General features: G+C 72.8%; 23 protein-coding genes. 17 read left to right on the top strand and 6 right to left on the bottom strand.

Going from position 1 to position 24292, the window contains the following annotated elements:
- Positions 1–122 precede the first annotated feature (122 nt).
- Positions 123–1145, top strand: a complete 1023-nt coding sequence (fbaA, locus tag OG335_RS19590) for a class II fructose-bisphosphate aldolase (RefSeq protein ID WP_405012415.1) — start codon at positions 123–125, stop codon at positions 1143–1145.
- A gap of 147 nt (positions 1146–1292) precedes the next feature.
- Here fbaA and OG335_RS19585 read toward each other — a convergent pair whose 3' ends face one another.
- Positions 1293–2033, bottom strand: coding sequence for a CGNR zinc finger domain-containing protein (locus OG335_RS19585; protein WP_405012414.1), 741 nt, complete (start codon positions 2031–2033; stop codon positions 1293–1295).
- Positions 2034–2280: 247 nt separating this feature from the next.
- Here OG335_RS19585 and OG335_RS19580 point away from each other — a divergent pair, with 247 nt between their 5' ends.
- From OG335_RS19580 to aroA, 12 genes are all read left to right on the top strand, one after another.
- The gene (locus OG335_RS19580; protein WP_405012413.1) at positions 2281–3822 is read left to right on the top strand and encodes a 4-hydroxyphenylacetate 3-hydroxylase family protein; all 1542 of its coding nucleotides are present in this window, start codon (positions 2281–2283) and stop codon (positions 3820–3822) included.
- A gap of 58 nt (positions 3823–3880) precedes the next feature.
- On the top strand, positions 3881–4378 hold the full coding sequence (locus tag OG335_RS19575) for a flavin reductase family protein (protein ID WP_405012412.1): 498 nt from the start codon (positions 3881–3883) through the stop codon (positions 4376–4378).
- 20 nt (positions 4379–4398) lie between these two features.
- Complete coding sequence (locus OG335_RS19570; protein ID WP_405012411.1) at positions 4399–5418, top strand: hypothetical protein; 1020 nt, start codon at positions 4399–4401, stop codon at positions 5416–5418.
- Positions 5419–5575: 157 nt separating this feature from the next.
- A complete protein-coding gene (locus OG335_RS19565; RefSeq protein ID WP_405012410.1) occupies positions 5576–7123 on the top strand; it encodes an FAD/NAD(P)-binding protein in 1548 nt (515 codons plus the stop codon).
- A gap of 72 nt (positions 7124–7195) precedes the next feature.
- On the top strand, positions 7196–7996 hold the full coding sequence (locus OG335_RS19560; RefSeq protein ID WP_405012409.1) for a class II aldolase/adducin family protein: 801 nt from the start codon (positions 7196–7198) through the stop codon (positions 7994–7996).
- A gap of 46 nt (positions 7997–8042) precedes the next feature.
- Positions 8043–8681 carry an NAD(P)-dependent oxidoreductase gene (locus OG335_RS19555; protein WP_405012408.1) on the top strand — a complete coding sequence of 213 codons (639 nt, stop codon included), beginning with the start codon at positions 8043–8045 and terminating at the stop codon, positions 8679–8681.
- A 138-nt stretch (positions 8682–8819) separates the two neighbouring features.
- Positions 8820–10079 carry a multidrug effflux MFS transporter gene (locus OG335_RS19550; protein ID WP_405012407.1) on the top strand — a complete coding sequence of 420 codons (1260 nt, stop codon included), beginning with the start codon at positions 8820–8822 and terminating at the stop codon, positions 10077–10079.
- A 237-nt stretch (positions 10080–10316) separates the two neighbouring features.
- Positions 10317–11702, top strand: coding sequence for a class II 3-deoxy-7-phosphoheptulonate synthase (locus tag OG335_RS19545; RefSeq protein ID WP_405012406.1), 1386 nt, complete (start codon positions 10317–10319; stop codon positions 11700–11702).
- Entirely contained in the window at positions 11702–12076 is a 375-nt protein-coding gene (gene aroH, locus OG335_RS19540) for a chorismate mutase (RefSeq protein WP_405012405.1), read from the top strand. The genes OG335_RS19545 and aroH overlap by 1 nt, the downstream gene beginning before the upstream one ends.
- Positions 12076–13239: a prephenate dehydrogenase gene (locus OG335_RS19535; protein ID WP_405015455.1), complete on the top strand. Its 1164-nt coding sequence runs from the start codon at positions 12076–12078 to the stop codon at positions 13237–13239. Before aroH ends, OG335_RS19535 begins: the two co-directional genes overlap by 1 nt.
- A gap of 13 nt (positions 13240–13252) precedes the next feature.
- Entirely contained in the window at positions 13253–13735 is a 483-nt protein-coding gene (locus OG335_RS19530; protein WP_405012404.1) for a type II 3-dehydroquinate dehydratase, read from the top strand.
- Entirely contained in the window at positions 13732–14970 is a 1239-nt protein-coding gene (gene aroA, locus OG335_RS19525) for a 3-phosphoshikimate 1-carboxyvinyltransferase (RefSeq protein WP_405012403.1), read from the top strand. The genes OG335_RS19530 and aroA overlap by 4 nt, the downstream gene beginning before the upstream one ends.
- 69 nt (positions 14971–15039) lie before the next feature.
- Here the strand turns inward: aroA and hisC are convergent, their stop codons facing one another.
- From hisC to gap, 3 genes are all read right to left on the bottom strand, one after another.
- The gene (gene hisC / locus OG335_RS19520; RefSeq protein WP_405012402.1) at positions 15040–16113 is read right to left on the bottom strand and encodes a histidinol-phosphate transaminase; all 1074 of its coding nucleotides are present in this window, start codon (positions 16111–16113) and stop codon (positions 15040–15042) included.
- 29 nt (positions 16114–16142) lie between these two features.
- The gene (locus OG335_RS19515; RefSeq protein WP_405012401.1) at positions 16143–17042 is read right to left on the bottom strand and encodes a pyridoxamine 5'-phosphate oxidase family protein; all 900 of its coding nucleotides are present in this window, start codon (positions 17040–17042) and stop codon (positions 16143–16145) included.
- A gap of 205 nt (positions 17043–17247) precedes the next feature.
- A complete protein-coding gene (gene gap / locus OG335_RS19510) occupies positions 17248–18255 on the bottom strand; it encodes a type I glyceraldehyde-3-phosphate dehydrogenase (RefSeq protein ID WP_405012400.1) in 1008 nt (335 codons plus the stop codon).
- A gap of 300 nt (positions 18256–18555) precedes the next feature.
- Here gap and OG335_RS19505 point away from each other — a divergent pair, with 300 nt between their 5' ends.
- The 4 genes from OG335_RS19505 to OG335_RS19490 all read left to right on the top strand — a co-directional run bounded on the left by OG335_RS19505 (position 18556) and on the right by OG335_RS19490 (position 22655).
- Complete coding sequence (locus tag OG335_RS19505) at positions 18556–19287, top strand: helix-turn-helix domain-containing protein (RefSeq protein WP_405012399.1); 732 nt, start codon at positions 18556–18558, stop codon at positions 19285–19287.
- 150 nt (positions 19288–19437) lie between these two features.
- Positions 19438–20211, top strand: coding sequence for a class I SAM-dependent methyltransferase (locus OG335_RS19500; protein WP_405012398.1), 774 nt, complete (start codon positions 19438–19440; stop codon positions 20209–20211).
- The gene (locus OG335_RS19495) at positions 20208–21875 is read left to right on the top strand and encodes an AMP-binding protein (RefSeq protein ID WP_405012397.1); all 1668 of its coding nucleotides are present in this window, start codon (positions 20208–20210) and stop codon (positions 21873–21875) included. Before OG335_RS19500 ends, OG335_RS19495 begins: the two co-directional genes overlap by 4 nt.
- A gap of 186 nt (positions 21876–22061) precedes the next feature.
- Positions 22062–22655 (top strand): TetR family transcriptional regulator, encoded by a 594-nt coding sequence (locus tag OG335_RS19490; protein WP_405012396.1) that lies wholly within the window; start codon positions 22062–22064, stop codon positions 22653–22655.
- On the opposite strand, the gene OG335_RS19485 is transcribed toward OG335_RS19490, so the two are convergent.
- Together OG335_RS19485 and OG335_RS19480 are read right to left on the bottom strand one after the other, a co-directional pair.
- Complete coding sequence (locus OG335_RS19485) at positions 22556–23074, bottom strand: LysR family transcriptional regulator (RefSeq protein ID WP_405012395.1); 519 nt, start codon at positions 23072–23074, stop codon at positions 22556–22558. The genes OG335_RS19490 and OG335_RS19485 overlap by 100 nt on opposite strands.
- The gene (locus tag OG335_RS19480; RefSeq protein WP_405012394.1) at positions 23074–24099 is read right to left on the bottom strand and encodes a ScbA/BarX family gamma-butyrolactone biosynthesis protein; all 1026 of its coding nucleotides are present in this window, start codon (positions 24097–24099) and stop codon (positions 23074–23076) included. Before OG335_RS19480 ends, OG335_RS19485 begins: the two co-directional genes overlap by 1 nt.
- Positions 24100–24292: the final 193 nt, after the last annotated feature.

Genomic DNA, 24292 nt, shown 5'->3' with positions numbered 1-24292 from the left:
GTGTCCGGCCCGCGGTCGAGGACCACCCTCTTCTCGTACCGCGATGCACGCCGTGAGCCAGAGGCGTATCGAGCATCGGACAGCGTCGTCCGATCGCCCCACACCGACAGGAGCGGATTCGCATGCCCATCGCAACTCCCGAGGTCTACAACGAGATGCTTGACCGGGCCAAGGCGGGCAAGTTCGCCTACCCGGCCATCAACGTGACCTCGACCCAGACCCTGCACGCCGCGCTGCGCGGCTTCGCCGAGGCCGAGAGCGACGGCATCATCCAGATCTCCACGGGTGGCGCGGAGTTCCTGGGCGGTCAGTACAGCAAGGACATGGTGACCGGCGCCGTCGCGCTCGCCGAGTTCGCGCACATCGTGGCCGCCAAGTACGACATCACCGTCGCGCTGCACACCGACCACTGCCCGAAGGACAAGCTGGACGGCTACGTCCGCCCGCTGCTGGCGATCTCCGCCGAGCGCGTCGCGAAGGGCCTGAACCCGCTCTTCCAGTCGCACATGTGGGACGGCTCCGCCGAGACCCTCGCCGACAACCTGGCGATCGGCAAGGAGCTGCTGGCCCAGGCGCGCGCCGCCAAGATCATCCTTGAGGTCGAGATCACCCCGACCGGCGGCGAGGAGGACGGTGTCTCGCACGAGATCAACGACGAGCTGTACACCACCGTCAACGACGCCGTCCGCACCGCCGAGGCCCTGGGCCTGGGCGAGCAGGGCCGCTACCTGCTCGCCGCGTCCTTCGGCAACGTGCACGGCGTCTACAAGCCGGGCAACGTCGTGCTGAAGCCGGAGCTCCTGCGCGAGCTGCAGGACGAGCTCGGCAAGCAGTACGGCAAGACCGACCCGTTCGACTTCGTCTTCCACGGCGGCTCGGGCTCCACCGCGGAGGAGATCGCCACCGCGCTGGAGAACGGCGTCGTGAAGATGAACCTCGACACCGACACCCAGTACGCCTTCACCCGCCCGGTCGTGGACCACGTCTTCCGCAACTACGACGGTGTGCTGAAGGTCGACGGCGAGGTCGGCAAGAAGAACACCTACGACCCGCGCACCTGGGGCAAGCTGGCCGAGGCCGGCATGGCCGCCCGCGTGACCGAGGCCGCGCAGCAGCTGCGCTCGGCGGGCACCCGCCTCAAGTAGGGCCCAGTACCACCGGCTCAGTACCACGGCCCGGCACCACCGGCCCAGCACCACCGGCCCGCTCCGCGCGGGCCGCGCACGACCTGACGGCCGTGCCCCCGGGAGACCTCTCCCGGGGGCACGGCCGTCGTCGTGTTCCGGCGCGGGTCAGCCGACCGCGACCCGGGCGCCGCCGCCCGGCGCGGCGGGCTCGCCGCGGGCCCGCCGGTAGTGCCGGGCGGCCTTCGCCCGGTTGCCGCACCCGGCCATCGAGCACCAGCGGCGCATGCCGTTGCGCGAGGTGTCCAGGAACCACAGCGGGTGGTGGTGCGGGCCCGCGCAGCTGCGGATGCGGTCCGGGGCGGTGCCGAGCAGCTGCAGGTAGTCGTCGAGCGCGAGCCAGCCCGCGAGCCACGCCGGGTCGTCGACCTCCACCGTGGTGGCCGGGCCGGCCTCGGTGAGCCGGTAGCGCAGGGTGCCCCGGCCGAGCAGCCGGTTGACCTCGCGCACGGCGTCCGGGCCGGCGGCGGCCTCCCCCGGGTGCGGCCGTCCGCCGGACGGGGCGACGGCGGAGAGCAGCACCTCGCGGACGTGCCGGGTCGCGGCCAGCGCGGTGCCGTCGGCCGGGCACAGCCCGGTGAGGCCCGCCGACGACAGCCAGACGCGGTAGCCGTCGAGGCCGTCGAGCAGGTCGGCCGGGCCCGCGGCGGCGTCCCAGCGGGTGTTGAGCAGGTCGAGGGCGAGGGGTTCGCCGGGCAGGGGGCGGCGGTCCGCCGGGTCGCAGGCGCGGACGGCGGCGCCCGCCGGGCCGTGCCAGCGCGCCTCCGGTCGTCCCGCGCCGAGCGCGAGGTCGAGCAGGGTGACCCGGGCGTCCGCCAGGGCCGTGAGCGGTGTGCCGTGCGCGCGCATGGACTCCCCCGGCCGGCCGGGCCGCCGGCCCGGACCCTCCGGGCGGGCACTGCACGCGCAGTGCGGCGGCTCCCGGCCAGTCTGGCGCCGGGCCCCCGCGGCCCGGAACGTCCGCACGCCCGGTGTGCGCGCAACGGTCAGAGGCCGTGCGCGCCTCCATAACTGACCGGCGGGAATCTTTTCTAGCTTCGGAGGTGCCAGACCCGGACACGCAGATCCGAACGCCCGATGGGGAGAGTGAAGCACGATGGCTCAGGCCGAATCTGACCTGGCACAGCCGGGCGCCGAGGCGCCCAACGACCTTCTGACCGGCGATGCCTACCTGGAGAGCCTGCGTGACGGGCGCCAGGTGTACATCGACGGCGAGCTGGTCAAGGACGTCACGGAGCACCCGGCGTTCCGCAACGCGGCCCGCTCGATGGCGCACCTCTACGACGCGCTGCACCACCCGGACACCAAGGACATGATGACCACGGTCGACCGGTACACCGGCGCCCGGGTGCACCGGTTCTTCACCCCGGCCCACTCCGCGGACGACCTGGTCAAGGCCCGTGACGCGATCGAGCACTGGGCCCGCCTGAGCTTCGGCTTCATGAACCGGACGCCGGACTACAAGGCCTCCTTCATGGCCGGCCTGGCCGTGACGCACTCGTTCTACGAGCCCTTCGGCGACAACGCCCGCGCCTGGTACGAGAAGTACGCCCGCCAGGGCCTCTCGATCAGCCACGCGATCGTCAACCCGCCGGTCGACCGTCACAAGGCCGCGCACGACATCCCGGACGTCTACCTGAAGGTCGTCGAGGAGCGCGACGACGGCATCGTCGTCGAGGGCGCCAAGCTGATGGCGACCGCCTCGGCCCTCACCCACGTGGCGTTCGTCGGCCAGATCCACCTCGCCAACCTTGAGAAGGGCAAGGCCGAGGACATGGCCCTGGCCTTCATGGCGCCGCTCAACACGCCCGGCATGAAGGTGATCTGCCGGCCGTCGTACGAGAAGAAGGCCAACAGCCCGTTCGACAACCCGCTCTCCAGCCGGTTCGACGAGAACGACGCCGTCCTGGTCTTCGACAAGGCGTTCATCCCGTGGGAGAACGTGCTGATCTACCGGGACACCGAGAAGATCCACCAGTACTTCCCGCGGTCCGGCCTGCTCAGCCGCGGCTTCTTCCAGGGCGCGATCCGGATGGCCGTGAAGCTGGAGTTCATGGCCGGCATCCTCGACCGCGGCACCCGCCTCAACGGCACGGACAAGTTCCGCGGCGTGCAGGCCGGTCTCGGCGAGCTGCTCGCCTGGCGCCACCAGACCTGGGCCGTCACCACGGCCATGGCGATGGACCCGGAGGCGGGCGAGGGCGGCACCGTGCTGCCGCGCATGGACTACTCGGCCGGCTACCGGGCACTCGCCCCGATCAGCTGGGACCGCACCCACAAGTTCTTCGAGGAGCACCTGGCGGGCGCGCTGCTGATGACGCCCTCCAGCCACCTCGACCTGCAGAACCCCGAGCTGCGCCCGCTGTTCGACCGCTACTACCGCGGCTCGGGCACCACGGCGGAGGAGCGCGCCAAGCTGTTCAAGCTGGCCTGGGACGCGGTCGGCTCCGAGTTCGGCGCCCGCCACGAGCTGTACGAGCTCAACTACGCGGGCGGCCCGGACCAGGTGCGCCTCGACACCCTGAACTGGACCCGCGCGGCCGGACTGCTCGACCAGTACGGCGACTTCGTGCAGAAGGCCATGGACGACTACGACCTCGACGGCTGGCGCAACGGCCGCTGGGCCGAGACCGACTGATCCGGCCGGTGCGGGCGGCCGCTCCGGCGGCCGCCCGCCTCGCTCACAGGAGGCGGTAATGAACCACGATCTACGCACTGTCATGCGTCACTTCGCGACCGGTGTCTGCGTCGTCAGCACCTACACGGACGGCGCCGAAGGGCGCCGGCACGACGCCATCACGGTCAACTCGCTGACCTCGGTCTCGCTGGACCCGGCGATCATCACCCTCTGCTTCCGGCACGACTCCCGCTTCCTCGCCGACCTCCGGACGGCCGGGGTGTGGGGCGTGTCGATCCTCGACCGCGAGTCCGAGGGCCACGCACGGGCGTTCGCCAAGGACCCGGACTCCCGGCAGACCTCGATGGCCTCCGCCGCGCACAGCTTCGGCGAGGCCACCGGCGTGCTGCTGCTGGAGGCGGCCGGCTGGATGGAGGTCGCGTACCGCGACGAGCTCGTCATCGGCGACCACGTGATGGTGATCGGCGAGGTCGTGCGGCTCGGCGCCGCCGACTCCACCGCGCCGCTCATCTTCCTGCAGGGCGGATTCCACACCCTCGAACTCACCCGTTCCTGATCTACGGAGATCGCACCACCATGAGCAAGAACCGCTACAAGAGACCCCTGATCGCCTCGTCGGCCGCGGCCGCGCTGCTCGGGACCGCCGCCCTGGTGGCCCCGACCGCGACCTCTGCCAACGCCGCGGTCGACACCACGCCGGTGAAGGTCTGTCTGACCGGCACCACGAGCACCACGAACGAGGTCAACGTCACGCTGCCGAAGGTCGCGGTCGAGCCGGTGCTCCAGTCGACCCCGTCGTACCTCGGCCCGTGCGCCGCGTACGGCACGCCGAGCGCGCTGGGCAACGGCAACGTGCGGACGTACGCCCAGCAGGACGCGACCGGCAAGCCGCTCTCGATCGGGTTCGTCTTCCCGAAGACCACCCTGCAGAACCTGCCGACCACGATGACGGACCAGCACCACTGCTTCGACATCAACGGCAACGGCGTCATCGACGAGCACACCGAGTGCATGGGCGGCCACGAGCGTCCCCTCGACCTGCCGGCCGCGCTCACCGGCTCCTCGGGCATCCCGTACAAGTGGGCGCTGCTGAACTTCAACTCGATGGGCCACGGCCCCGAGGGCATCTACGACACCCCGCACTTCGACTTCCACTTCTACGTGCAGCCGAAGGCCGAGCGGGACGCGATCCGCCCCGGACCGTGCGCGCTCGCGATCAACTGCGAGGACTTCGCCACGGCGACGGAGCCGGTCCCGGCGCCGTACCTGCCGGCCGGCTACGTCGACAACGGCGTGGCCGAGGTCGCGATGGGCAACCACCTGATCGACCAGAGCTCGCCGGAGTGGCACGGCACGCCGTTCACCCAGACGTTCATCTACGGCGCCTACGACGCGAAGATCAGCTTCCTGGAGCCGATGATCACGAAGGCGTACTTCGACGGCCTGGTCTCCGGCACCAACCCGAACGCGTGCTTCCCGATACCCCAGCCGCAGGCCTGGCAGGTCTCCGGGTACTACCCGAAGAACTACTGCATCAAGTACCGGGCCAACCGCGGCGACTTCACCGTCTCGATGGAGAACTACCAGCACAGCTGAGCCATCCCACCGGCAGGGCTCTCCCCCGTCCTGCCACAGGCCCGGCACCCGGGGGACACCCCCGCTCCCGGTGCCGGGCCACACCCACAGGCCGTTCGGATACTCGGAGGAGAGCGCATGGACGGCGCCGGACATCCACGAGTGGCAGGAATCTGACATGTCATCGGCGATCTCACTCGCAGTCATCGGAGGCGGGGCCTCGGCGGTCTGCCTGATCGATGCCCTGGCCCAGCGGGACACCGCCCCGGGCAGCATCACGGTCTTCGAGCCCTCGCCGCACCTGTGGCGGGGCCGGGCGTACCAGTCCGACACCACGACGGTCCGGGTCAACGCGACCCCCGACGACATGTCGGTCCGGGCCGGGGACTTACGGCACTTCGAGCGCTGGCTCATGACCCGCGACCGCATCCTCGGGCTCCCCGAGGGCACCACCGGACTCGACCCGAAGGCCGGCGCCCGCTTCGCACCGCGCACCGAGTACGGGGAGTACCTGGAGCAGACCGCGCACGCGGCACTCGCCAAGCTGCGGCTGCGCGGCTGGCGGGTCGACCTGGTGAGCGAGTCCGTGACCTCGGCGAACCTCGCCGCCGGGCGCGCCATGCTGCGCACCAACGAGGGCCGGGTCCGCGCCTTCGACTACGCGGTGCTCTGCGTCGGCGGCGACAGCCCCAAGGACGTGTACGGGCTCAACGGCAACCAGGGATTCGTCGCCGACCCGTACCCGATCACCCAGAAGCTGCAGGCCGTCGGACCCGACCAGCACGTCGCGGTGGTCGGCAGCGGCCTGACCTCCGTCGACATCATCATCTCGCTGGCCTCCCGCGGCCACCGCGGCCGGATCAGCCTGCTCTCCCGCCGCGGCATGCTGCCGGGCGTCCGCCAGAAGCCGGTGCACTTCGACCTGAAGCACGTCACGCCGGAGCGGATGCAGCGGCTGTCGAAGCGCCAGACGAGCCTGCGGATCGCCGAGATCGCCGACCTCATCGGCAAGGAGTTCGCCGAGGCCGGCGCCGACCTGAGCGCCGTGATCGAGGAGATCACCGGCGCCCACCGCGAGGACCCGGTGGAGCGGCTGCGCCGCCAGCTGTCCGAGGTCGACTCGCCCGACCTCGGCCTGCGCATCCTGCAGCGGGCCGTGCCCGACACCGGCCCCGACATCTGGCCGCTGCTCTCCGAGCGCGACAAGGTCGAGCTGCTGCGCACCCACTACCGCACCATCATGAGCCTCTGCTGCCCGATGCCGCCGAGCAGCGCCAACGAGCTGCTGCGCCTGGCCGACGAGGGCCGGCTCTCCATCATCTCCGGCCTGCAGGACATCTCCGCGGCCCCCGACGGCGGCTTCACCGTCGAGACCTCCGAGCAGGAGGCGTTCCGCGCGGACGTCGTCATCAACGCCGTCAACGCCTCCGAGGGCAAGATCCCGAACGCCGCCGCACCGCTGGTCAACTCCCTGACCCGCAACCGGCTCGCGGACCGCCACCCGCACGGCGGCCTGCACATAGCCCGCGCCACCAGCCGCCTCGCGGTCGAGGGCCGGCCCGAGCCCCGGTGGTACGCGCTCGGCAACATCGCCGCCGGCACGCTGTTCTTCACCTTCGGCATCCCCTCGCTGGTCGACCGCAGCCAGGACATCGTCCGCGCCGTCCTCGCCCACTCCGACCGGATCGCCGGCCTGCGCGCCGAACGCGTCCTGCAGCACGCCTGACACCCGCGGCCCACCGCACCCGCACGAGAGCACCCGCACCCGCACGAGCCACAGCCGAAGGAGAGCACCCCCGTGACCACGACCACCCCGAGCTACCTCGCGGACACCGCCACAGGCCTGCCGCTGCCCGGCGACGCCGCGTTCGCGAGCCCGGCCGAGGAGCGCAGGCACCGCAAGCAGCGGCTCGCCGCCTCGCTGCGCCTCTTCGGCAAGTACGGCTTCGGCGAGGGCATCTCGGGCCACATATCCGTCCGGGACCCGGAGCTGCCCGGCCACTTCTGGGTCAACCCGTTCGGCGTCTCCTTCAAGCGGGTGACCGTCGGCGACCTCATCCTGGTCGACTCCACCGGCGCCGTGGTCGAGGGCCGGCACAAGGTCAACCCGAGCGCCTTCGTCATCCACTCCGCCATCCACGACCTCAACCCGGACGCGGAGGCCGCCGCACACGGCCACACCGCGCACTCCCGGGCCCTGGGGTCGCTCGGCCGGCTGCTGGACCCGATCGACCAGGAGTCGGCGGCGTTCTACGGCAAGCAGGTGCTGTACGGCGAGTACGAGGGCCCCTCGGTCGCGGTCGAACAGGGCCGCGACATCGCCGAGAAGCTCGGCGACAACCGGGCGATCCTGCTGCGCCACCACGGCCTGATCACGGTCGGCGGGTCGCTGGAGGAGGCCGTGCACTGGTTCTTCACCTTCGACAGCTGCGCCGAGGTGCAGCTGCTCGCCCTCGCCGCGGGCACCCCGGAGAGCTTCACCCACGAGCAGGCCCTCTCGGCGGGCGCCGGCTTCGGCGACGCGCAGCTCGGCCGCTTCAGCTTCCAGCTGCTCTGGGACGAGATCGTCCACGAGCAGCCCGACCTGCTCGACGAGTGACGACCCGTCGGGCATCCGCGCACGCACACGACACGGAGGAGTGGTCATGAAGGTTCTGCTGTTCGGCGCCACCGGCAACATCGGCCGTGCCATCGCCGCCGAACTGGCCGCCCGTGGGCACGAGGTCACCGGCGTGACCCGCTCCGCAGGCGTCGGCACCGGCTCGGCCGTCCCGCTGGTCGCCGGTGACGTCGCCGACGCCGAGCAGGTGGCCGAGCTCGCCCAGGGCCACGACGTGGTCGCCTCGGCGGTCGGCCCGCGGATCGGCGCCGACGACGACCGCACCATCATCCTCGGCGCCGCCGACGGCCTGATCGGCGGCCTGCGCAAGGCCGGCCTGCGGCGCCTCGTGGTGCTCGGCGGCGCCGGCAGCCTGCGCGCCGCCGACGGCACCCGGGTCGTCGACGACCCGCACTTCCCCGAGCTGTGGAAGGCCAACGCCCTCGCCCAGATCGAGGCGCTCGACCGCTACCGCGCGGCGGACGACCTCGACTGGACGTACATCTCGCCGGCCAAGCTGATCGAGCCCGGCGAGCGCACCGGGGTCTACCGGCTCAGCGGCGACGACCTGCTCGTCGACGCGGAGGGCCGGACCCGGATCAGCATCCCGGACTACGCGGTCGCCTTCGCCGACCAGATCGAAGGCGGGCAGGCCCTGCGGACCAGGGTGTCCGTCGCCTACTGACGGGCGACCCGCCCCCGCGTACCGCGGCCCGCCGGCCCCCACCCGGCGGTCCGCACCTCGAATCGGCACCATCGGCCCGTACGGGCGCCGGCCCCACCCGGCGCCCGGCGGGCCACCATCCGGAGGGAACCGAACACCATGTCATCCACCGACGCCAGGGCCAAGGGCGGGGGCGCGGTCGTCGCCATCCTCGGCGCACTCACCGCGCTCGGCCCGCTGTCCAACGACACCTACCTGCCCGGCCTGCCCGACCTCACCCACGACCTGAACGCCAGCGCCTCCGCGGGGCAGCTCAGCCTCACCGCCTGCCTGCTCGGCCTCGGCTTCGGGCAGCTCTTCGCCGGCCCGATCTCGGACGCCGCCGGACGCCGCAAGCCGCTGCTGTGGGGCCTGGCCGTCTACACCGTGGCGGCCCTGCTCTGCGCCGTCGCGCCGAACATCTGGCTGCTCGTCGCGCTGCGCGCGGTGCAGGGCCTCGGCGGCGCGGTCGGCATCGTCATCGCCGCCGCGATCGTCCGTGACAAGCACGAAGGCGCCGCGGCCGCCAAGTACTTCGCCCTGCTGATGCTGATCACCGGCCTGGCGCCGGTGCTCGCCCCGGTGGCCGGCGGCCAGCTGCTGCGCTTCACCTCGTGGCACGGCATCTTCACCCTGCTCGGCATCCTCGGTGCGCTCATGCTCGCCGTCGTCGCCGTCGCCCTGCCGGAGACCCACCCGGTCGCGAGGCGCCGCACCGGCGGCCTGCGGGCCACCGGCCCGGTCTTCCGGAAGCTGCTGTCGGACCGCGTGTTCGTCGGCTACAACCTGGCCTGCGGCCTGGCGTTCGCGGCGATGTTCGCCTACATCGCCGGCTCGCCGTTCGTGCTGCAGGACATCCACGGCATGTCGCCGCAGGGCTTCAGCGCGGTCTTCGCGGTCAACGCCGCCGGCCTGGTGATCGCCGCGCAGATCTGCGGCCGGATCGTGCACCGCACGGGCCCGCGCGCGCTGCTGGCCACCGGTCTCTCCGGCTCCGCGATCGGCGGCCTCGGTCTGCTGGTCACGGTGCTCGCCGACGGCGGTCTCGTGCCGCTGCTCGTCGCGCTGTTCGTGGTCGTCTCCAGCGTCGGCCTCGTCATGCCGACCGCGACCGCGCTGGCCCTCCAGGACCACGGCGACTCGGCGGGTTCGGCGGCCGCGCTGCTCGGCCTGTCGCAGCACGTCATCGGTGCCGCCGTGGTGCCGCTGGTCGGTCTCGCCGGCGAGGGCACGGCGGTGCCGATGGGCATCGTCATCGCGGTGCTCGGCGTCGGTGCCCTCGGCTCGTTCACGGCGCTGACCCGCGGCGCGTCCGCCCAGGCCGCCCCGGCGGCCGCCGGTGTGCCGGAGTCCGTCGCCGAACAGGCCGCGCACGCCTGATCCTCCCCGGCCGCCCCGCCCGGCACCCGCCCGGCGGGGCGGCCGCACCCCTCCTCCCCGCACCGCCGTCTCCTCCCCGCACCGCAGTGCCCTGCCGTGCCGCAGCGCCCGCAGCGCCCTGCCGTGACCCGTCATGCCTGCCGTGCCCCGTCATGCCCCGGAACCACGGAACACCGCTCCCCTCGGTTGCCGTCAACGCCCAGCCGCACGTTTCCACTTCACGAGCCGGAGATCGCCATGCCGTTCGGAACCTCGACCCAGACCCTGCCCCGGGAGGAGTCCTGGCGGACCCTGCCCGCCGCCCAGCAGCCCGAGTGGCCCGATCCAGAGGCGCTGGAGGAGGTCTACGACGAGCTGCGCACCTACCCGCCGCTGGTCTTCGCCGGCGAGTGCGACAACCTCACCGCGCGCCTGGCCGCCGTCGCGCGGGGCGAGGCGTTCCTGCTGCAGGGCGGCGACTGCGCGGAGACCTTCGACGGCGTCTCCGCCGACCAGATCCGTTCCAAGCTGAAGACCATGCTGCAGATGGCCGCCGTGCTCACCTTCGGTGCCTCGGTGCCGGTGGTGAAGGTCGGCCGGATCGCCGGCCAGTACTCCAAGCCCCGTTCGCAGCCGACCGAGACCCGCGACGGCGTCACCCTGCCCACGTACCGCGGCGACTCGGTGAACGGCCTGGCGTTCTCGGCGGAGGCCCGCACGCCGGACCCGAAGCGGCTGCTGCGGATGTACCACCACTCCGCGGCCACCCTCAACCTGGTGCGGGCCTTCATCTCCGGCGGCTACGCCGACCTGCGCGAAGTGCACTCCTGGAACCAGGACTTCGTGCGCACCTCGCCGGCCGGCCAGCGGTACGAGCAGCTCGCCGAGGAGATCGACTCCGCCCTGTCGTTCATGCGGGCGTGCGGCGTCGACCCGACCGAGCTGCACCGCACCGAGTTCTACACCAGCCACGAGGCGCTGATCCTCGACTACGAGTGCGCGCTCTCGCGGCTCGACAGCCGCTCCAACGAGCGGTACGACGTCTCCGGGCACATGATCTGGATCGGTGAGCGCACCCGTCAACTCGACGGCGCGCACCTGGAGTTCGCTTCCAAGGTGCGGAACCCGATCGGGGTGAAGCTGGGCCCGACCACCACCGTCGACGAGGCCCTCACCCTGATCGACCGGCTCGACCCGAAGCGCGTCCCCGGCCGGCTGACCTTCATCACCCGCATGGGTGCGGAGAAGATCCGCGACCTGCTGCCCGACCTGGTCGAGAAGGTCACCGCCGCGGGCGCCCAGGTCGCCTGGGTCTGCGACCCGATGCACGGCAACACCTTCACCGCGTCCACCGGGCACAAGACCCGCAGCTTCGACGCGGTGCTGGACGAGGTCGGCGGCTTCTTCGACGTGCACCGCAGCCTCGGCACCCACCCGGGCGGCATCCATGTGGAGATCACCGGCGACGACGTCACCGAGTGCGTCGGCGGCGGCTTCGGCCTGGTCGCCGAGGACCTCCACCAGCGCTACGAGTCGGCCTGCGACCCGCGCCTCAACCGCAGCCAGTCGCTCGACCTCGCCTTCCTCGTCGCCGAGATGTACCGCGGCCGCGGCACCTCGTCGAGCAGCCGGACGGTGCGCTGATGCGGGCCGTCCGCGGGGCCATCCAGGTCGACCGGGACGACCCGGGCGAGGTCATGGAAGCCACCCGGCTGCTGCTGGAGGAGATCATGGCGGCCAACTCGCTCGTCCACGACGACCTGGTCTCCATCTTCTTCACCGCCACCCCCGACCTGCGCAGCGGGTTCCCCGCCCGCGCCGCCCGCGACCTCGGTCTCACCGACGTGCCGCTGATGTGCGCCCAGGAGCTCGACATCGACGGCGGCCTGCCGCGCACCGTCCGGGTGCTGGTGACCGCCGAGACCCCGCTCCCCCGCGACCGCGTCCGCCACGTCTACCTCGGCGGCGCCCGCGCCCTGCGGCCCGACCTGACGGACCGCATGGCAGGTGCCAGGTGATCCGTACCGCCGCCGTGGTCGGGGCGGGCCTGATCGGCACCTCGGTCGCGCTGGCACTGAGCAGACGCGGGGTGCTGGTGCACCTCATCGACACCGACGCGGACGCCGTCCGCACCGCCGTCGCCCTCGGCGGCGGCGTGGACTGCGCGCCGGAACAACCGGTCGACATCGCCGTGCTGGCGGTGCCGCCGAGCTCGATCGGCCGGGTGCTCGCCGAGCAGCAGCGCCGCGGGCTCGCCCACACCTACACCGACGTGGCCAGCGTCAAGCACGAGCCCGAGCTGGCCGTGCTCGACGCGGCTCCCGACCCGACCAGCTTCGTGGGCGGCCACCCGATGGCCGGCGGCGAGCGCTCCGGGCCGCTGGCGGCGTGCGCCAACCTCTTCGAGGGCCGCACCTGGGTGCTCACCACGTGCTCGCACACCTCCCGCGAGACGCTCAACCGGGCCCTGGCCGTCGTGGCGATGTGCGGGGCCGTACCGGTGGTCATGGAGTCCACCGCGCACGACCGGGCCGTCGCCCTGGTCTCGCACGCCCCGCACGTGGTGGCGGCGCTGATGGCGGCCCGGCTGGAGCACGCGCCCGAGGAGGCGTCCCGGCTGGCCGGGCAGGGCGTGCGCGACATGACCCGGATCGCGGGCGGCGACCCCGGCCTGTGGGGCGACATCCTGGAGGCCAACGCCACCGCGGTCGCGGACGTGCTCGCGGAGTTCGCCGACGACCTCGCCATGACCGTGACCGCGCTGCGCAGCCTCGCCGAGGTCGACGCCGCCAGGCGGGCCGAGGAGATGACCCGCGTGATCGACCTGCTCGGCCGCGGCAACGCCGGCCGGGCCCGCCTGCCCGGCAAGCCCGGTGCGGCGGGCGGCGCCTTGGTGCCCGTGGTGATCGGCGACCGTCCGGGCGAGCTGGCGCGGCTGTTCGCCGCCGTGCACGAGACGGGCATCAACGTCGAGGACGTCTCCATCGACCACTCCACCGGCCGGCCGAGCGGCCTGGTCGAGCTCGTCGTGTCGACCGACACGGCCGGCCTGCTCGCCGACCGGCTGCTGGCCGCGAACTGGACCGTGCAGCGGATCCGCCCGGTCTACCCGACCGCGGCCGCGCAGCCGTACGGCGGCCCGGAGCACGAGAGGCCGGCCCGGCTCTCCGTGCCGGGCTGACGGAGGGCCGGAGATGACCCTGGTCTACGTCCTCAGCGGACCCAACCTCGACCGGCTCGGCCTCGCCGCGGACGGCCCGGACGGCCCGGACGGCCCCGGCGCCTACGCCGCGCTCGTCCGGCTCTGCCAGGACACCGCCGAGGCCCTCGGCCTGCGCGCCGTGGTGCTGCGGACCGAGAGCGAGGCCGAACTCGTCGGCTGGCTGCACCGGGTGGCGGCGGAGCGCGCACCGCTGGTGCTCAACCCGGCGGCCCTCACCCACTGCTCGTACCCGGTGCGGGACGCCCTCGCGCTGCGCCGGTCGCCGGCGGTCGAGGTGCACCTGTGCAACCCGTACGCGCGTGAGCCGTTCCGGCGGATCTCGGTGCTGTCCGACGTGGTCGACGGCACCGTGACCGGCCTCGGGCCGGACTCCTACCGGCTCGGCCTGCACGCCGTCGCCCGCCTCGCCGGGGCGGGCGCCCCCCATCAGGAGCGTCAAGGAGCCAGCGCGTGACCACCACCGCCCGAGGGGCGACGGCCCGCATCCCGGGGTCGAAGAGCATCACCAACCGGGCGCTGCTGCTGGCCGCGGCCGCCCTCGGCCCGAGCCTGCTGCGGGCGCCGCTGGTCAGCGACGACACGGTGGCGTTCCGGCAGGCCCTGGAGGCGCTCGGCGTGCCGGTGGCCGAGCAGGACGACGGCTGGCGGGTGGACGGCACCGGCCGCGGCCCGCACGGCCGGGCCCGGATCTGGTGCGAGGACGCCGGCACCGCGGCCCGGTTCCTGCCGGTGCTGGCGGCGGCCGGGGCGGGCCGGTTCGAGGTGGACGGCACCCCGCAGCTGCGGGCCCGTCCGCTCGGGCCGCTCGCCGACGCGCTGGTGCGGCTCGGCGCCGACGTCACCGCCGGGCCCGACGGCGGGCTGCCGCTGGTGATCACCACCACCGGCCTGCAGGGCGGCGAGATCGCCCTGGACTCCACCACGAGCAGCCAGTACCTGACCGGCCTGCTGCTCTCCGCCCCGCTGATGCGCACCCCGCTGACGGTGCACGCGGCGGGCCTGGTCAGCCGTCCCTACATCGACATGACGGTCGCGCTGATGCGCCGTTTCGGCGCCACCGTCGAGGAGGGCCCGGGCGGGAGCCTGCGGGTGAGCGGCTCCTACCGGGCGACCGACCTGCGGATCGAACCCGACGCCTCCACCGCGTCGTACGTGTTCGCGGCGGCCGCCGTCACCGGCCGGTCGGTGACCGTGCCCGGCCTGGGCCGCGACAGCCTGCAGGGCGACCTGCGCTTCGTGGAGGTGCTGCGCCGGGCGGGTGCCCGGGTGGACATCGGCGCCGAGGACACCACGGTGACCGGCACCGGGCCGCTGCGCGGCGGTTTCGACGTCGACATGGGCGACATCTCGGACACCTTCATGACGCTCGCCGCGATCGCCCCGCTGGCGGACGCGCCGATCACCGTGCACGGCATCGCGCACGCCCGGTGGAAGGAGTCCGACCGGATCGCCGCCGTGGCCGGCAACCTGCGCACGCTGGGCGTCGAGGTGACCGAGGGGCCGGACCGGCTCACCGTGCACCCGGGGCCCGTCCGTCCGGGGCTGATCGCCTGCCACCGCGACCACCGGATCGCGATGTCCTTCTCGGTGCTGGGCCTGCGGGTGCCGGGCATCACGCTGGACGACCCGGCGTGCGTGGGCAAGACCTTCCCGGAGTTCCACGCGGAGTTCGGCCGGCTCTTCGGCTGACGGCACGGCCGCATCCGCACGTGCGAGGGGGCGCCACCCGTGACGGGTGGCGCCCCCTCGTGCACGCTGTCAGTGCCGCCAGGCGGCGGCGGCGCGGAGCACGGTGTCGTTGGCGGACGGCTCGCCGACGGTGATCCGTACGCCGTCGGCGCCGTACGGCCGGACGGCCGCGCCGAGCACGGCGCACGCCTCGGTGAACTCGGCGGTGCGGTCGCCGAGGCGCAGCCAGACGAAGTTGGCGTCGCTGTCGGGCAGGCCGAAGCCGAGCTCGCGCAGTGCGGCCGTGACCCGGTCCCGCTCCTTCACCAGCAGCTCGACCCGGCACAGGAGTTCGTCCTCGGCGGCCAGCGAGGCCGTCGCGGCGTCCTGGGCGAGCTGGCTGACGCCGAACGGCAGGCCGACCTTGCGGAGCACGGCGGCCACGTCGGGGTGCGCGACGGCGTAGCCGATGCGCAGGCCGGCGAGACCGTACGCCTTGGAGAAGGTGCGCAGCACGACGACGTTGCCGTGGGTGCGCTGGAACTCCATGCCGTCGGCGGCCTCCGGGTCGCGGACGAACTCGATGTACGCCTCGTCGAGGACGACGAGGACGTCGGCGGGCACGCGGTCGAGGAAGCGGGCGAGTTCGGCGCGGCGGACGACCGTGCCGGTGGGGTTGTTGGGGGTGCAGAGGAAGATGATGCGGGTGCGGTCGGTGACGGCGTCGGCCATGGCGTCGAGGTCGTGCGTCTCGTCGGCGCGCAGCGGCACCCGCACGGACGTGGCTCCGCAGACGTCCGCCATGATCGGATAGGCCTCGAACGACCGCCAGGCGTACAGCACTTCGTCACCGGGACCGGCGGCGGCCCGGACGAGCAGCCGGCCGACGGCCACCGAGCCGGTGCCGAAGACGAGCCGGTCGGCGGGTACCGCGAGGCGCTCGGCGAGGGCCTCGCCGAGCGCGGTGCAGGCCGGGTCGGGGTAGCGGTTGATGCGGCCGGCCTGGCGGCGGACGGCGGCGACCACGGCGGGCAGCGGCGGGTACGGGTTCTCGTTGGACGAGAGCTTGAGGTTCTCGCAGCCCTGGCGGGGCACGCGGCCGGGCACGTACTCCGGCACGGCGGCCAGGGCGGCTCTGAGCCGGGGGGCGTCGTAGCTGCTCATGGCGGTTGCCTCCTGCGGTCGGGGTCCGATCAGGTCGGGTTGAAGGGCGAGGGTGCGGCGAACTTCCAGCGCAGGGTGGTGAAGTCGCGGACCTCGACCACCTGCTCGACGGCGAACTCGACCAGCCGCAGGGCGCCCTGGACGGCCTTGGTGCGGCCCTCGTCCCAGTCGATGCGGGCCGTGCCGGAGACGTGCAGCGCGTGGCCGGACTCCCAGTCGAGGAAGGTCAGGCCGCAGGCGGGGTCGAGCTGGAGGTTGCCGAGGGTCATGTAGAAGGAGTTGCCGAAGTAGTCGGGCCAGACGATCCGGTCGGGTGCGGTGACCTGGACGAAGCCCGGGGCGCCGCCGCGGTGCGAGGCGTCGGCGCCGTGCTCGGGGGCCCGGCTGGCGATGAAGAAGGTGTCGGCGCCGGTGATCCAGGCCTGCTGGCCGGCGTCGAGCACGGTGGAGCGGCGGACCTGCGGCGTGAGGGGGCCGGGACGGTCCGGGCGCAGCACGCGCTGCTGGAGGTACTTGGGGCAGTTGCCGAGCACCTGCTCGGTGGTGACGACGAGGACGTCGCCGTCGCGCTCGGCGGTGCCGTTGATGCGGATGCGCTGGCTGGTCTGCGGCTCGATCGCGAGCATCCCGATGTCGCGCCGCCCGTCGAAGACGGTATCCAGCGGATCGCCTGGCACCGGAAGGGCCTTGACGTGGATGGTGTGGGTGTCCACGGCGCCGGTGAAGCCGCGCGGGCCGGTGAGGACGGTCGACCAGGCCGCGCCCGCGCCGTCCACCCCGCCGATCACGATCATCCGCTGGCGGCGCAGGAACATGTCGAACTGGGGCGGGATCGCGGAGTCGAACATCGGCGAGCCCCAGCCGGGGTTGCCCTCGCCGGCCCGCCGCTGCACCGCCTGCTCACCTTCGTGGTACGGCGTCTTGACCATCGGTCGGCCCTCTCTGTGCGGGTGTTCGGGGTTTCGTGGTGTTCGGGGCGTCAGGGGTGTTCGGGGTGCCGGGGGTGTTCGTACCCGACGGATGTCCGGGCGGGTGCCGGGGTTCGTGTCGGGACGGCTCCCCGGTCACGGCCGCGGGCCGGGTCCGGGGGGATCGCCCCGGACCCGGCCCGCGGTGTGCGGTCGGCGCCGTCGGTCAGGCGTGCTTGCCGATCAGCAGCACGGTGTCGACGACCCGGTTGGAGAAGCCCCACTCGTTGTCGTACCAGCCCGCGACCTTCACCTGGCGACCGCCGATGACCTTGGTGAGGCCGGAGTCGTAGATGCAGGAGGCGGGGTCGGTGACGATGTCCGCGGAGACGAGCGGCTCGTCGGTGTAGCGCAGGATGCCGGCGAGCGGCCCCTCGGCGGCCGCCGCGAACAGCGCGTTGACCTCCTCGACCGTGGTGTCGCGGCCGACGGTGACGGTGAGGTCGGTGACCGAGCCGACGGTGACGGGCACGCGCAGGGCGTAGCCGTCGAGCTTGCCGTTGAGCTCGGGCAGCACCTGGCCGATGGCCTTCGCGGCACCCGTGCTGGTGGGCACGATGTTGTCGGCGGCGGCGCGGGCCCGGCGGAGGTCCTTGTGCGGACCGTCCTGGAGGTTCTGGTCCTGCGTGTAGGCGTGCACGGTGGTCATCAGACCGTGCTCGATGCCCAGCGCGTCGTTGAGCACCTTCGCCAGCGGGGCGAGGCAGTTGGTGGTGCAGGAGGCGTTGGAGACGATGGTGTGCACGTTCTCGTCGTACGCCTCGTCGTTGACGCCGAAGGCGATGGTGAGGTCCTGGTTGGTGGCCGGGGCCGAGATGATCACCTTGCGGGCGCCGGCGGCGAGGTGCGCCTTGGCCTTCTCCGCGTCGGTGAACACGCCGGTCGACTCGACCACGACGTCCACTCCGAGCTTGCCCCAGGGCAGGTCGGCGGGGTTGCGCTCGGCGGTCACGCGGATGGTGCGGCCGTCCACGACGATCTCGCCCGTGCCGGCGGTCACCGGCACCGGGAGCTTGCCCAGCGTGCTGTCGTACTTCAGGAGGTGGGCCAGGGTCGCAGCGTCGGTCAGATCGTTGATCGCCACGATCTCGATGTCGGCGTTCTGCTCAAGTGCGGCGCGGAGGAAGCTGCGGCCGATCCGGCCGAATCCGTTGATGCCTACCTTGATTGCCACGGGTGGGGCCCCTTCTGGTGGGTGCACAGGGAGCGCGCGCAGCGCCGGTGATCCGCGCGCCCGGCACTGATCTGTACCGCCGACGCTAGGCGGGCGCCGGGGCGCGATCTTGCCGATTCGCGCATGGCTTGTTGCGAGTTGACGCATGATCCGCCCTGGCGGCTTCCCACCCGGCAGCCGCATCAGTACTGCCGATCAAACCCGGATACCTTCGAGAAGGTATGTTTTCATGATGGAGGGGTCCGCCCTCCCGGAGCGGACCGGGTGTCAGCGATCGGCCTCACGTCCCACGGGGGAGCCATGGATGTTGTGCGCACCGAGACCCAGCCACCCGACCGGATCCTCCTGCAGCCTCCGGCCGAGCACGTCAGCGAGGTCAGCCTCGGACGCGTCCGGATCACGATCGTCGAGGGCAGCCCGCAGGACGCCCCCGGCGACGACGTACGGCTGCCGCCGCAGCGCATCCGCGCCGGCGAGGCCTACCTCAGGGTCAGCTGCCCGCTCGCCGACCCCTTCGCCGTGCCCGAGCTGCTCCGCCAACTCGCCGACCAGGGCGCCCTACCCGCCGACCGCACCGCCGAGCTGCTCGCCCGCGGCATCAGCGGACTCGTCGCGCAGGCCTGCGCCGACTACATGGACCGCGGCCCGCAGAGCCCCGCGGTGGCCCGGAGTTCGGGCCTCGCCCGCCGCGCCATGCTGCAGCGCGTCAAGCACTTCGCGCGCAGCCGGCTCGCCGACCCCGAGCTGAAGCCCGAGATGCTCGCCCAGCACCACCACATCTCGCTGCGCTACCTGCAGAAGCTCTTCCAGGAGCACGGCGAGAGCCCCGCCAGCTGGATCCGCGACGAACGGCTCCACCGCTGCCGCACCGAGCTGCGCGACCCGCGGCTCGCGCACCTCACCATCGCCATGATCGGCGAGCGCTCCGGCCTGTACGGCGCCTCGCACTTCAGCCGGCTGTTCCGGGACCGCTACGGCATCTCGCCGCGCGCGTACCGGCGCGACCACACCGCCCTGGACGAGGCCGCCTGACGCACCGCCGCACCCCGCACCAGGCGGCCGCTCCGCATGCCCGGCCGGTACCGACGCATCGCCGGACCGACGCAGGCCGTACCGACGCACGCCCCGACGGATCCACCCGGGACGACCGGCGCCGCCCGGTCCCGACCGAAAGGCCCCTCCTTGTCCAGCTTCGAATACCCCGGCGAGTTCTACGAGGTGATCCGCAAGGATTTCCGCGACCTCGCCGCGGAGACCGAGTTCCTCGCCTCCTACCTGCCGCCCGGCGGCCGGGTGCTCGACATCGGCAGCGCCACCGGCGGCAACCTGCGGGCACTCGCCGCGCTCGGCCACCCCGGCACCGGCCTGGACCAGAGCGCCTCGTTCACCGCCTACGCCGCCGCGGCCGCCACCGAACCGGGCTCGGCCGAGGTCGAGTACGTGCACACCCGCGCCGAGGACCACACCACCGAGCACCGCTACGACCTGGTGTACAGCCTCTTCAGCACCCTCAACCAGCTGACCAGGGCCGAGCTCCGGCAGCTCCTGGAGTCCGTCCACGGCTGGCTCGCGCCCGGCGGCCACGTCGTCATCGACATCGGCCACCTGCTCAACTTCGTCGACGGCTACCAGCCGCACATCATCGCCCACCACCAGGGCGACGGCCTCCTCGTCACCCGCCTCGCCCGGCAGTCGGTGCACGCGCACCGCGCCGTGTGGCGCAACGAGGAGACCATCATCGCCCGCGGCGGCGACGGCACCGTCTCGATGTACGCCAACTTCTTCGACCAGACGGTCTTCACCGCCCCCGAGGTGCGCGACCTGCTCCTCGACGCCGGCTTCGAGGTGGTCGCCGAGTACGGCGGCTTCCGCAAGGAGCCCGGTCCGCGCATAGGCCGCGGCCCGCTGCTGTTCGTCGCCCGCTCCGCCACGACCGGCCAGGAGGCCGCCGCATGACCGCGCCCGCCGTCACCCGCACCCTGCCGCTCGCCCTCCTGGACGGCGGCCCCGCACCCGAGTTCCCGGTGCCCGACCTCGGCTCCGCACTCGTGCGCGCCGCCGGCCGGCCCGACGCCGGACGCCTGCACTTCGTCCGCCCGGACGGCTCCGCCGTCGACCTCGGCTACCCCGACCTCCTCGACGCCGCCCGGCGCATCCTCACCGGCCTGCGGGCCGGCGGCGCCCGCCCCGGCGACCGGGTGCTGCTCCAGATCCGGAACGCCCCGGACCAGTTGGCCGCGTTCTGGGCCGCGGTGCTCGGCGGCCTCGTGCCGATCCCCGTACCGCCCGGCCGCGCCGACGCCCCCGAGGCCGCCGCCCAGCAACTGGAGTGGATCTGGTCCGGCTACCAGCGCCCCTGGGTCGTCGTCGGCGACGACGGCGCCGCCCCCGGCCCCGCGATGGCCGGGACCGGCCGCTGGCTCGGCCGCACCGGCGAGCTCCGCACCAACGAGCCCGCCGCCGACCTGCACCGGGCCGCACCGGACGACCTCGCCGTGCTGCTGCTCACCTCCGGCAGCACCGGCGTGCCCAAGGCCGTCGCCCTCACCCACCGCAACATCCTGGCCCGCTCGACGGCCACCGCCGCCGTGCGCCGCCTCGACGCCACCAGCCGCTCCTTCAACTGGATGCCGCTGGACCACATCGGCGGCCTGGTGATGTTCCACGCCCGGGACGTGCTGCTCGCCTGCACCCAGGTGCACGCGGGCACCGACTGGATCCTGGAGGACCCGACCCGCTGGTTCGACCAGATCTCCCGGCACCGCTGCGACACCACGTGGGCACCGAACTTCGCGTTCAACCTGGTCAACGACCGTGCCGCCGAGATCGCCGGCCGCGACTGGGACCTGCGCAGCCTCCGCTACATCATGAACGGCGGCGAGTCGGTCAAGGCCCGTGTCATCCGCCGGTTCCTCGACCTGCTGGCGCCGTTCGGCCTGCCCCGCACCTCCATGCACCCGGGCTGGGGCATGTCGGAGACGTCCGCCGGCGTCGTCGACTTCGTCTTCGACCCCGAGACCATGGGCGACGAGCGCTTCGTGCCGGTCGGCCGCCCGCACCCCGGCGTCTCGCTGCGCGTCGTCGACGAGCACGAGAACGTGCTGCCCGCGGGCACCGTCGGACGGCTGCACGTCACCGGCGCCCCGGTGTTCTCCGGCTACTACGACAACCCCGCGCAGAACGCGAAGTCGTTCACCGACGACGGCTGGTTCCGCTCCGGCGACCTCGCCGTCATCGAGGACGGCATCCTCACCGTCACCGGCCGGGTCGACGACCTGATCCGGCTGAACGGCGCCGAGTACCACGGCCACGAGATCGAGGCCCTCGTCGAGGAACTCCCCTTCGTCGAGCCGTCCTTCACCATCGTCTCGCCCTGCACCTCGCCCGCCGGCGGGGAGGAGCTCGTGGTCTTCTACCACCCCCGGGGCCCCGAGAGCGCCGACGAGGCCGACCGCCGCATCCGCGACCTCGTCACCGAGCGCTACGGCATCCGGCTCGGCGCGGTCGTCGCGATCGCCCGCGAGGACGTGCCGAAGACCGGCATCGGCAAGCTCCGCCGGGCGGAGCTCCGCAAGCGCCACGAGGCGGCCGGCGCCGCCGGACCGGCGGCCCGGGCCTGACCCGGCCCCCGTCGCACGGCACGAGCGGCCCCCGGTCCGGACTCCGAACCGGCCGAGGGCCGCTCGCCGTGTTCCACGGGGATCCGGCCGCACGGCCCGGCCGTGCGGCCGCAGCGGGGTTTGCCCTCGAACCATGAAGTGCGGTACCTGAGTTCATGGCCACTTGGGCTGAGCGAGAGGAAGCCGATGGCACAACAGGAGCGGGCCCGCAGGACGTACGAGGCGGTACTGGACGCCGCCGCCCGGGAATTCGCCGCGCACGGCTACGCCAACACCAACCTCGGCCACGTCGCATCGAGCACCGGCGTGACCAAGGGGGCCCTGTACGGCCACTTCGCCTCCAAGGAGGAACTGGCCGCAGCTCTCGTCCAACACCTCGACGAGGCCTGGAAACTGATCGAGGACGGCGTCGGGGAGCACCCCGACTCACCCGTCGAGACCCTCAAGCACGTCACCTGCGCACTGGTCGCCCGGCTGCACCGCGACATCAGGGTGAACGCCGCCCTGCGGCTGCTGCTGGAGGAGGCGCAGTCGACCAAGCGCACGCCGGCCTTCGTGTCGGACGTGGAACGCACACTGCTGCGCCTCGTGGTGCAGGCGCAGCAGTCGGGCGAGATGGACGCCGGCTACCCGGCGGAGCCGGTGGCGCAGCTGATGACCACCGTGATCTTCGGTGCGCACTACCTCGGTTCGGTCCGCGAGGAGCTGGACCTCATCACCCGGGTCAGGTCGTCCTGGGACGTCCTGCTGCCGGCGCTGGGCGCCCGCTGGGTGAGCTGAACGGCGACCCGCCGGGACGGGAGCGATGGGCCCGGCCGCCCGGCCGGACCCACCCGTCCCAGGGCGCCCTCGGGGAGGCGCTCGGGCCGCCGGTCGGCGATGCGCTCCAGGGCGGCGTCGCGGGTGCCGTGGCGCCCCGCGTGCGGGCCGCCCGGCCGCCCCTCGGCGCCGGCCACCTCGCGGTGGGCCAGGTCGGCGAGGGCGACGATCCGCTCGGCCACCGGCCGCAGCCGCATGCCGCTCTCGGTGAGGGCGATCCGCCGCCCGCGCCGGTCGAAGAGCACCGCGCCGAGCGAGGCCTCCAGGTGCTGGATCTGGGCGGTCACGCTGGACTGCGCGTAGTTCAGCTTCTTGGCGGCCCGGGTGAAGCTCAGTTCGCTCGACACCTCGAGGAACGAGCGCAGGTGCTGCAGTTCCATCAGATCTCCTCGGATACGTGCTGCCAGGCCGATCTGAAGGCGAGCCGCGCGCTGAGGATGACGGCGCCGTCCTGCGTGGCACGGACCCGTACGACCCGCTCCTCCGTGCTGCGCTCGGCGATCGCGGCCGGACCGGGGTCGAGCAGGATGTCGGAGTCGAGTTCGGCGTAGCCGCGGAACTGAACGCTCAGGCCGCACAGGACGTCGGACGGCCTGGTGGACCTGACCTCCGCGGTGAGCATGCCGTACTGCCGCAGTGCCTCCAGCAGCAGCACCGCCTGGACGTGGTCGGACGAGTGGTCGAAGAAGGTCGGGTGGTGCTGGTCGACGCGTAAACGCCAGCGGTCGTCACCGGCCGGTACGAGCACGACGTCGCCGGGGCGACGGCGGCCGACGGCCGCGGGCGGCACCTCGACGGTGCACGGCCCGTCCGGACGGGCCGTGGCGCGGTCCGCGGACGGCACGGCGCGCCTGCTGCGGATCCGCTGGTAAATCCTTCGGTCGAGGATGTCACCGGCCATGGACACCTCGGCGCAGGGCCGCCCGTCGGCGGTGCGCACCACCGCACGGGTGAGCACCGGCATCCTCGACGCCGACCGCCCGGCGGGCAGTTCGACGGTGAGGTCGAGGGTGACCTCCTGGGGCCCGGCGGAGCCCGCCAGGGCGTCGAGATCGGTGATGGCGAAGTCCATGGAACGCACGAGGAACGGGACGTCCAACGGCACACCGTAATAGCGGTGGAAGACGAATATGGACGCCTGTCTCGCGGTCTCCACCACGACCATGCTGTCGGTGAGCCCTCCCGGGCCCGGCTGGAAGACCGCGTGATCACGCGGCCATTGGGCGGCGAGCAGGAAGCGGTCGCCCGCGGCCCGCTCGGAGTCGGTCAGAAAAACCTCCGAGACTGCCGACTTGTGGACCAGCTTCCGCGATACCGTCCGGTGGAAGTCGAGTTGTGCGGCCGCTCGCGGTGCCGGTACGGCATCCGCAGCGGCGATCCGGTGGGCTGGTGCAAGTGTGTTCATCGCAAGCCTCCCCCGCAGGGCTGTGAACAACGTGGCTCTAGCCGAAGTCCAGGGCTCGGACTGCGAAAAAATATACCTACGAGAAGGTATGTTGCCAAGCCTGTTGCTCGCTGTAGAGTGACGGAGGGGTCGAGATCTGTAACGAGACCACCACAGGACCTCCACAGAAAACACAGAGAGCCCGCGCCGCAGA

It is taken from the genome of Kitasatospora sp. NBC_01539 (assembly GCF_045040525.1).
In the GTDB taxonomy this organism is placed as follows: Bacteria; Actinomycetota; Actinomycetes; order Streptomycetales; family Streptomycetaceae; genus Kitasatospora.
The sequence above is the reverse complement of the archived record's forward strand: the minus strand, read 5'-3'. Positions and strand labels throughout refer to the sequence as shown.

Coding starts and splice junctions, on each gene's coding strand:
- fbaA (WP_405012415.1), top strand. CDS start 123: ATGCCCATCGCAACTCCCGAGGTCTACAACGAGATGCTTGACCGGGCC.
- OG335_RS19585 (WP_405012414.1), bottom strand. CDS start 2,033: ATGCGCGCGCACGGCACACCGCTCACGGCCCTGGCGGACGCCCGGGTC.
- OG335_RS19580 (WP_405012413.1), top strand. CDS start 2,281: ATGGCTCAGGCCGAATCTGACCTGGCACAGCCGGGCGCCGAGGCGCCC.
- OG335_RS19575 (WP_405012412.1), top strand. CDS start 3,881: ATGAACCACGATCTACGCACTGTCATGCGTCACTTCGCGACCGGTGTC.
- OG335_RS19570 (WP_405012411.1), top strand. CDS start 4,399: ATGAGCAAGAACCGCTACAAGAGACCCCTGATCGCCTCGTCGGCCGCG.
- OG335_RS19565 (WP_405012410.1), top strand. CDS start 5,576: ATGTCATCGGCGATCTCACTCGCAGTCATCGGAGGCGGGGCCTCGGCG.
- OG335_RS19555 (WP_405012408.1), top strand. CDS start 8,043: ATGAAGGTTCTGCTGTTCGGCGCCACCGGCAACATCGGCCGTGCCATC.
- OG335_RS19550 (WP_405012407.1), top strand. CDS start 8,820: ATGTCATCCACCGACGCCAGGGCCAAGGGCGGGGGCGCGGTCGTCGCC.
- OG335_RS19545 (WP_405012406.1), top strand. CDS start 10,317: ATGCCGTTCGGAACCTCGACCCAGACCCTGCCCCGGGAGGAGTCCTGG.
- aroH (WP_405012405.1), top strand. CDS start 11,702: ATGCGGGCCGTCCGCGGGGCCATCCAGGTCGACCGGGACGACCCGGGC.
- OG335_RS19530 (WP_405012404.1), top strand. CDS start 13,253: ATGACCCTGGTCTACGTCCTCAGCGGACCCAACCTCGACCGGCTCGGC.
- hisC (WP_405012402.1), bottom strand. CDS start 16,113: ATGAGCAGCTACGACGCCCCCCGGCTCAGAGCCGCCCTGGCCGCCGTG.
- OG335_RS19515 (WP_405012401.1), bottom strand. CDS start 17,042: ATGGTCAAGACGCCGTACCACGAAGGTGAGCAGGCGGTGCAGCGGCGG.
- OG335_RS19505 (WP_405012399.1), top strand. CDS start 18,556: ATGGATGTTGTGCGCACCGAGACCCAGCCACCCGACCGGATCCTCCTG.
- OG335_RS19495 (WP_405012397.1), top strand. CDS start 20,208: ATGACCGCGCCCGCCGTCACCCGCACCCTGCCGCTCGCCCTCCTGGAC.
- OG335_RS19490 (WP_405012396.1), top strand. CDS start 22,062: ATGGCACAACAGGAGCGGGCCCGCAGGACGTACGAGGCGGTACTGGAC.
- OG335_RS19485 (WP_405012395.1), bottom strand. CDS start 23,074: ATGGAACTGCAGCACCTGCGCTCGTTCCTCGAGGTGTCGAGCGAACTG.
- OG335_RS19480 (WP_405012394.1), bottom strand. CDS start 24,099: ATGAACACACTTGCACCAGCCCACCGGATCGCCGCTGCGGATGCCGTA.